This is a genomic window from Granulicella sp. L60, assembly GCF_009765825.1.
Taxonomy (GTDB): Bacteria; Acidobacteriota; Terriglobia; order Terriglobales; family Acidobacteriaceae; genus Edaphobacter.
On sequence record NZ_LMUR01000018.1, the window covers coordinates 1,327,959 to 1,334,112 of the forward strand.

Below are 6,154 nucleotides of genomic sequence, written 5' to 3' on the forward strand. Positions count from 1 at the left end.
AGCAGACTAGAATGCCAGATCCTGCAGCTCGCGTCGCGTCAGCTTGAACGGGTTGATGAAGCGCACGCCGCCCAACTCTCTGCCATCCTGAAAGTCTTCGGAAAAGATAATCTGACAGCCTGAACGGCGCGCCGTTGCCCATAACAGGGCATCCCAAATCGGCAATTTATGATCTTCGTTGGCTTGCAGGGCATCCAGCAAATCTTCGACGATGGGAGGTTCAAGCGTGAAGGTGCTGCGATGGTAGTCGATGACTTTCTTTAGGGTTGTCAAAGACATCAATCGTTTTTTCCTAACAACAGCGGAAAATTCGTTGAGTGATTGAAGCATGAGGGGCTGCTTTGCAATGGCCGCTCTCAAGAGGAGCTTACTCGCGAGGGTATGTTTGCTGCCTTCGCTGGAATCGATCGCGTAGATCAGGATATTCGTGTCGAGGGTAACCTTAGTGGCCGCGGTCATACAGTTCCTCGCGGTTCACCTTGATGCCGCCGAGGTCTACACCAGCTTTTAGAAAAGCTGCCAACTTTTTTACTGCTGCTTCGTGTCTGGGATCGCGAGGCTCTTCCTCGTTGAAAGGAACGATGCGCGCAACGGGTTTCCCGCGCCGAACCAGGATCAAGCTTTCGCCCGCTTCGACCTCAGCTACGCAGGAGGAAAAATTCTGATTTGCTTCACGAAGAGATACGCGACGCATTGTTATACCTCCATTCCATTGTACTACGTACTACATTTCGTTCCGCACGCATCGGGACACCTGTGCGCTGATAAACTTGGTGCTTATGACGAATCATTCGGGCAGCCGGCGTTTTGTTTCAGGAACGCAAATCAGGGAAGATTTTTTGCGGTTTTTTGAGGGTAAGGGGCACAGGCGGGTGCACTCTTCTTCGCTGGTGCCGGCGAACGACCCTACGCTGCTGTTTACCAATGCGGGGATGAATCAGTTTAAGGACGTCTTTCTCGGGAACGAGAGGCGGGACTATACGCGGGCGGCGAGTTCGCAGAAGTGCGTGCGGGCGGGTGGGAAGCATAACGATCTGGAAAACGTCGGATTTACGCGGCGTCACCATACGTTCTTCGAGATGCTGGGGAACTTTTCTTTTGGGGACTACTTCAAGAAGGACGCGATCGCTTATGCGTGGGAGCTGCTGACTTCGCCGGAGTGGTTTGGGATTGATAAGTCGAAGCTTTATGTGACGATCTTCGAGGGTGATGCGAAGGTTCCGCGGGATGATGAGGCGGAGCGGTTCTGGATTGAGACGGGCGTGCCGAAGGAGAGGATCTTTGGGATGTCGGCCAAGGACAACTTCTGGCAGATGGGGGATACGGGGCCTTGTGGGCCTTGTAGCGAGATCTTCTACGACCTGGGGATTGAGGCGGCGGAAGAGGTTGGTGTGGATAGGCCGTTTCCGCAGGACGATCAGCGGTATGTGGAGATTTGGAATCTTGTTTTTATGCAGTTCGACAGGAGCAGCGATGGGACACTGACGCCGCTGCCGAAGCCTTCGATCGATACGGGTGCGGGGTTGGAGCGGGTGGCTGCGGTGTTGCAGGGTGTGTTGTCGAACTATCAGACGGATTTGTTTGTTCCGCTGATTGCGCGTGCGGCGGAGTTGACTGGCTTTACGGCGATGAGTGCTGCGGAGGCTGCGGGTTCGGATGAGAAGGGTGCGGCGAGTCTGCGGATTATCGCGGACCATGCGCGTGCGGCTACGTTTTTAATCTCGGATGGAGTGAATCCTGCGAATGAGGGTCGTGGGTATGTGCTGCGGAAGATTCTGCGGCGCGGGATTCGGCATGGGCGGCTGCTGGGGCAGGAGAGGCCGTTTATGCATGAGATGGTGCTTGCGGTTCGGGATGAGATGAGTGGGGCTTATCCGGAGTTGAAGGAATCGGCGGAGCGGGTGAGTAAGGTGGTGTTGGCGGAGGAGCAGCAGTTTGCTCGGGTGCTAAGTACTGGCATGGTCGCTCTTGATGGCGTTGTAGCGCGGTCCCGTATGCCGTTAGATAGCAGCTTTTTCATGAGTCTTGGCATTTCGGAAGAAACGGCTGAGCGAGTTGTTGATTCCTTGTCGCTGCTGTATTCGAGAGATCTCGATAAGATGCCCATTCAAAACCATGAGGTAGGATCTGTTCTCGAATCCGAACTTCCCTCGCTTCAGGCATTTCGGATAACGGGCACCGTAGTCGATGCGATTCGAAATACAAGAGCAAAGCTTCGCGGGTTAGATGCCTTTCACCTCTACGAAACATTCGGAATGCCGTTGGACTTCATGGTCGATGCGGCGCGTGATGCAGGGATTGCGTTCGATCAGGAAGGGTTCGACGCTGCCAAGGAAGAGGAGCAGCAGCGGGCGCGGGCTAGTTGGAAGGGCGGGTCGCAGAAGTCGGCGGCGCCGGTTTATCGGGAGTTGCCGAAGACGGAGTTTGAAGGGTATTCGGCGCTGCGGGTGGATGGGGCGCGGGTGTTGGCGCTGGTGAGGGATGGCGTTGGTGTGCCGGAGCTGAAGGGCGGCGAGACCGGTGAGGTGGTGCTGGATGCTACGAGTTTCTATGCGGACTCGGGTGGGCAGGTTGGGGATGTGGGTTGGTTGTATTCGGGTGATCATAATTCGGTGATCGCTGAGGTGAGTGGGGCGACGAAGCCGGTGCAGGGTGTGTTTGCGCATCGGGTGAGGGCGAACCAGACGATTGCGGTGGGCGATGTGGTGGATACGGTGGTCGATGCGACGACGCGGTCGGCGACGATACGGAATCATACGGGGACGCATCTGCTGCATGCGGCGCTGCGGGAGGTGCTGGGCAGGCATGTGAAGCAGGCGGGGTCGTTGAACGATGCGACGCGGCTGCGGTTTGATTTTTCGCACTTTGCGGGTGTGGCCGAGGAGGAGTTGCAGGAGGTCGAGGATATTGTGAACGGCCAGGTGCTCGGCAATACGAAGGTGGAGACGATGGTGGATGTGCCGATTGACGTTGCGGTGAATGAGCTGGGGGCGATGGCGCTGTTCGGCGAGAAGTATGGCGAGCGGGTGCGGGTGGTGAAGATCGGGGATTTTTCGACGGAGCTTTGCGGCGGGATTCATACGGGCGCGACGGGCGAGATTGGGCTGATCAAGATTGTGGGGGAGGGGTCGGTGTCTTCGGGCGTGAGGCGCGTGGAGGCGGTGAGTGGGACGGGTGCGCTGCATGAGTTCCGGAGGGACTTCGATGTGGCTCGGGTGGTGGGACAGATGGTGGGCGGGGCTGCTTCGGAGACGGTGACTCCGGCGGATGCGTTGCGGAGCAGGGTTGCGGCGCAGGAGGAGGAGATGAAGAAGCTGCGGCGGGAGCTGGAGCAGATTCGGATGAAGTCGGCTTCGGCTTCGATGTCGGATGCGGCTTCGTCGGCGGTGGAGGTGAAGGGTGTGAAGGTGCTGGCGCAGCGCGTGGATGGAGTGGAGAAGGCGCAGATGCGGGAGCTTGTGGATCAGCTTCGCGGAAAGATGGGGTCGGGTGTGGTGGTGTTGGGCGCGGCGGTGGATGGTAAGGTTTCGCTGATTGTGGGGGTGACGAAGGACCTGACGGCGCGGGTGCAGGCGGGGAAGATTGTGGGGCTGCTGGCGGCTCAGGTGGGAGGTAAGGGCGGTGGACGGCCTGACCTGGCGGAGGCTGGCGGGAGCGATGTGGGTTCGCTGGATGCGGCGCTGACGGGGGCGGCTGAGGTGGTGGGTGGGTTGCTGTAGTTTCGCTGTGATCCGCGCTGGGATAGAAGGGCATGCCTCAGAGGCTGAAGCACTGTTTGTGGTTGGCATTAGAGGGCCAAGGCTGAAGCCTTGGCGTACCTAACGGCGCTTCTTCCTTGCCGATTGGCGGACGGTCTGAAAGTATGGCGGGTAAAGAGGTTCAATCATGACCATGTTTCTCCGGTTGGCACAGCTACTTCTGCTCGTCGCAGCGACGGTTCCCTGTTCTGCTGCGCCGACATGTGGCAGTTCGTCTGACCCTGCGGCGGTAGTGCAGGTGCAGGTCGAGGCTTACAACAAGCATGATGTTGAGGCCTTTCTGAGCTGTTATGCAGACAATGCCACGATCTATCATCTCGACGGCAAGAGAGCCCCGGTGCAGGGTATGGAGGGGCTTCGCAAGGAGTACGCCTTTTTGGGGAAGATTCCTGCTGCTGGTGCAGGATTCGGCGTGGATATCGTGACGACGACGATCACAGGACCGACCGTCGCCAATGTGGAGCATGTTCGCGGCCTGCCACCTAACGTTGCGCCTGTGCCCGACACCCTGGTTATCTACGAGGTCAGGGACGGCAAGATTTTAAACGTCTGGTTTGCTCCGGCGAAGTGAGCAAGTTCAAACAGAATCAATGCCCCGATACAGGGCATTCCCTGCGTCAAGGATTGCGACTGAAGAAACAGCTATTTCGCTTCGTCTTGTTCTTCTTGACGGTCCAGAAGACGGCGCGCCTCTTCGATGTTCATGTTGGTTCCGTCTACGGTGAGCTCGTATCCGCCTGCGTTTTCGGGGACGGAGAAGACGCGCTCTACGGTGTGGCCGTGGTTGCGGAGGGCCTGGACGAAAAGGTCGATATCTATCATGGGTGAGAGTTTACAGGAGGCGGGGCTGGATACGCATCTGGTGGGTGGTGGGTTGGTGGTGCGCTAGAATCTGTCGAAGATGGGTTGGCGTTGCCTGCGCGGGACGCTGGTAATGGGTGACGTCGTGAGCTGGACTGGAGGCTACTTTGGATGTGCATGCTCCGCATGAGCCGATACATGGCGTGAAGGATTTTTTGCTGCACCTGCTGACGATTTCGGTGTGATTGTTGATTGCGGTGGGGATTGAAGGGATGGTGGAGCTGCACCGCTAGCACAAGCTGGTGAAGGAGGCTCGGGCTACGCTGCGGGAGGAGATCGAGAGCAACTCCAAAGAGATGGCCGAGGCGGTGGAGGGCATCAAGGTGCAGAAGGCCACGATGAAGAAGAACGTGGATGCGCTGACGAAGATCATGGAGAGTCCGAAGGACAAGAGCTTGCAGGACCCGGAGATCAACGCTTCCTACTCCAATAAGACCTTGAAAGATACAGCGCGGAAGACGGCGCAGACGACGGGTGCGTTGTCGTATATGCCTTACGCCGAGGCGCAGAAGTATGCGGCGATCTACCAGGCGCAGGAGGCGTTTGAGGAATCTGAGGCGAAGATTGTGGAGGACGAGGCGCAGTTCTTCGGTGTGATGACGAAGACGAACTTTGGGCATGGGCCAGTGACGCCGGAGCAGGCGAGCATGGCGTTGGAGCGGTTCGGTATCTGGCAGGGGCACCTGGTGTATTTGAATCTGATGGCTCGGTTGTCGTCGTTGAGCGATAAGGCTTTTCTGGAGGGGAGAGAGGGGCCGAGTAAGTTGTCGGAGGATCTGGGGAGTGGTGGGGACAACGTGCATTGATGCATGAGCTGCGGAGGATTGCGATGCCGCGCAGGTGGGGGTATCGGGGGGAGTACCGGGGTTCTTTTCACGGGCGTTGAGGCGTGGGGTCTCTTAAACTTAGGCTGTCTGTCGGTTTAGAAGAGAGAATGGGCCTGAGCGGAACAATCCGAAGTGGATGGTGGTGTGGGGTTTGCGCGGTGATGCTGGGCTGCGCGATGGTGACGGTTCTGCCTGCGAGGGCTGCGCGACAGAAGAGGGTAGAGTTGACTCCGTGGGAGCAGGCGGAGCGGGGACGCGAGGTGCTGGAGGCGATTCCTGAGGGAGCGCGAACGCATGCAGACTATACGCGGGCGATGGATGGATTTCGTACGGTCTACCATGATGCGCCAGGGGATGTGCATGCTCCGGACAGCGTGAATGCGGTGGCGGAGCTGCTGGCGGAGCAGGGGCGCGGGTTGCGCGATGTGAAGAGTTCGAAGGCTGCGGTGGGGCAGTATGAGTTTTTGCGGGTGCAGTATCCGGGGAGTTCGCTGCGGGTGGGAGCGCTGCTGGCGGAGGCACAGATCTATGAGAACGATCTGCACGATGCGGCTTCGGCGCGGGAGCGGTATGGGCTGTTTGTGAAGCAGTATCCGCATAGCGAACTGATGGAAGAGGCGCGGGCGGGGCTGGCTTCGCTGGATGGGGATTCGGGGCGTCATCGGGTTGTGACGGCGGGGGGGGGTGGGGAGGGTGGGGGGGGGGAGG

The 6,154-nt window shown here is 58.6% G+C and carries 7 protein-coding genes; 4 read left to right on the top strand and 3 right to left on the bottom strand.

Annotated features, from left to right (window positions below):
• Positions 1 to 6 precede the first annotated feature (6 nt).
• Positions 7 to 459: a PIN domain-containing protein gene (locus GSQ82_RS15855; RefSeq protein WP_158793171.1), complete on the bottom strand. Its 453-nt coding sequence runs from the start codon at positions 457 to 459 to the stop codon at positions 7 to 9.
• Complete coding sequence (locus GSQ82_RS15860) at positions 443 to 694, bottom strand: type II toxin-antitoxin system Phd/YefM family antitoxin (RefSeq protein ID WP_158793172.1); 252 nt, start codon at positions 692 to 694, stop codon at positions 443 to 445. Before GSQ82_RS15860 ends, GSQ82_RS15855 begins: the two co-directional genes overlap by 17 nt.
• 85 nt (positions 695 to 779) lie before the next feature.
• On the opposite strand from GSQ82_RS15860, the gene alaS reads away from it, so the two are divergent.
• Positions 780 to 3,719, top strand: a complete 2,940-nt coding sequence (alaS, locus tag GSQ82_RS15865) for an alanine--tRNA ligase (RefSeq protein WP_158793173.1) — start codon at positions 780 to 782, stop codon at positions 3,717 to 3,719.
• 166 nt (positions 3,720 to 3,885) lie between these two features.
• Entirely contained in the window at positions 3,886 to 4,329 is a 444-nt protein-coding gene (locus GSQ82_RS15870) for a nuclear transport factor 2 family protein (RefSeq protein ID WP_158793174.1), read from the top strand.
• A gap of 71 nt (positions 4,330 to 4,400) precedes the next feature.
• Here GSQ82_RS15870 and GSQ82_RS15875 read toward each other — a convergent pair whose 3' ends face one another.
• A complete protein-coding gene (locus GSQ82_RS15875; RefSeq protein ID WP_158793175.1) occupies positions 4,401 to 4,580 on the bottom strand; it encodes a hypothetical protein in 180 nt (59 codons plus the stop codon).
• A gap of 281 nt (positions 4,581 to 4,861) precedes the next feature.
• Between GSQ82_RS15875 and GSQ82_RS15880 the strand changes: the two genes are divergently transcribed.
• Both GSQ82_RS15880 and GSQ82_RS15885 read left to right on the top strand, forming a co-directional pair.
• Positions 4,862 to 5,425, top strand: coding sequence for a hypothetical protein (locus GSQ82_RS15880; protein ID WP_158793176.1), 564 nt, complete (start codon positions 4,862 to 4,864; stop codon positions 5,423 to 5,425).
• Positions 5,426 to 5,553: 128 nt separating this feature from the next.
• A partial coding sequence (locus GSQ82_RS15885) for a tol-pal system YbgF family protein (protein WP_371417216.1) occupies positions 5,554 to 6,154 on the top strand: 601 nt, incomplete at its 3' end.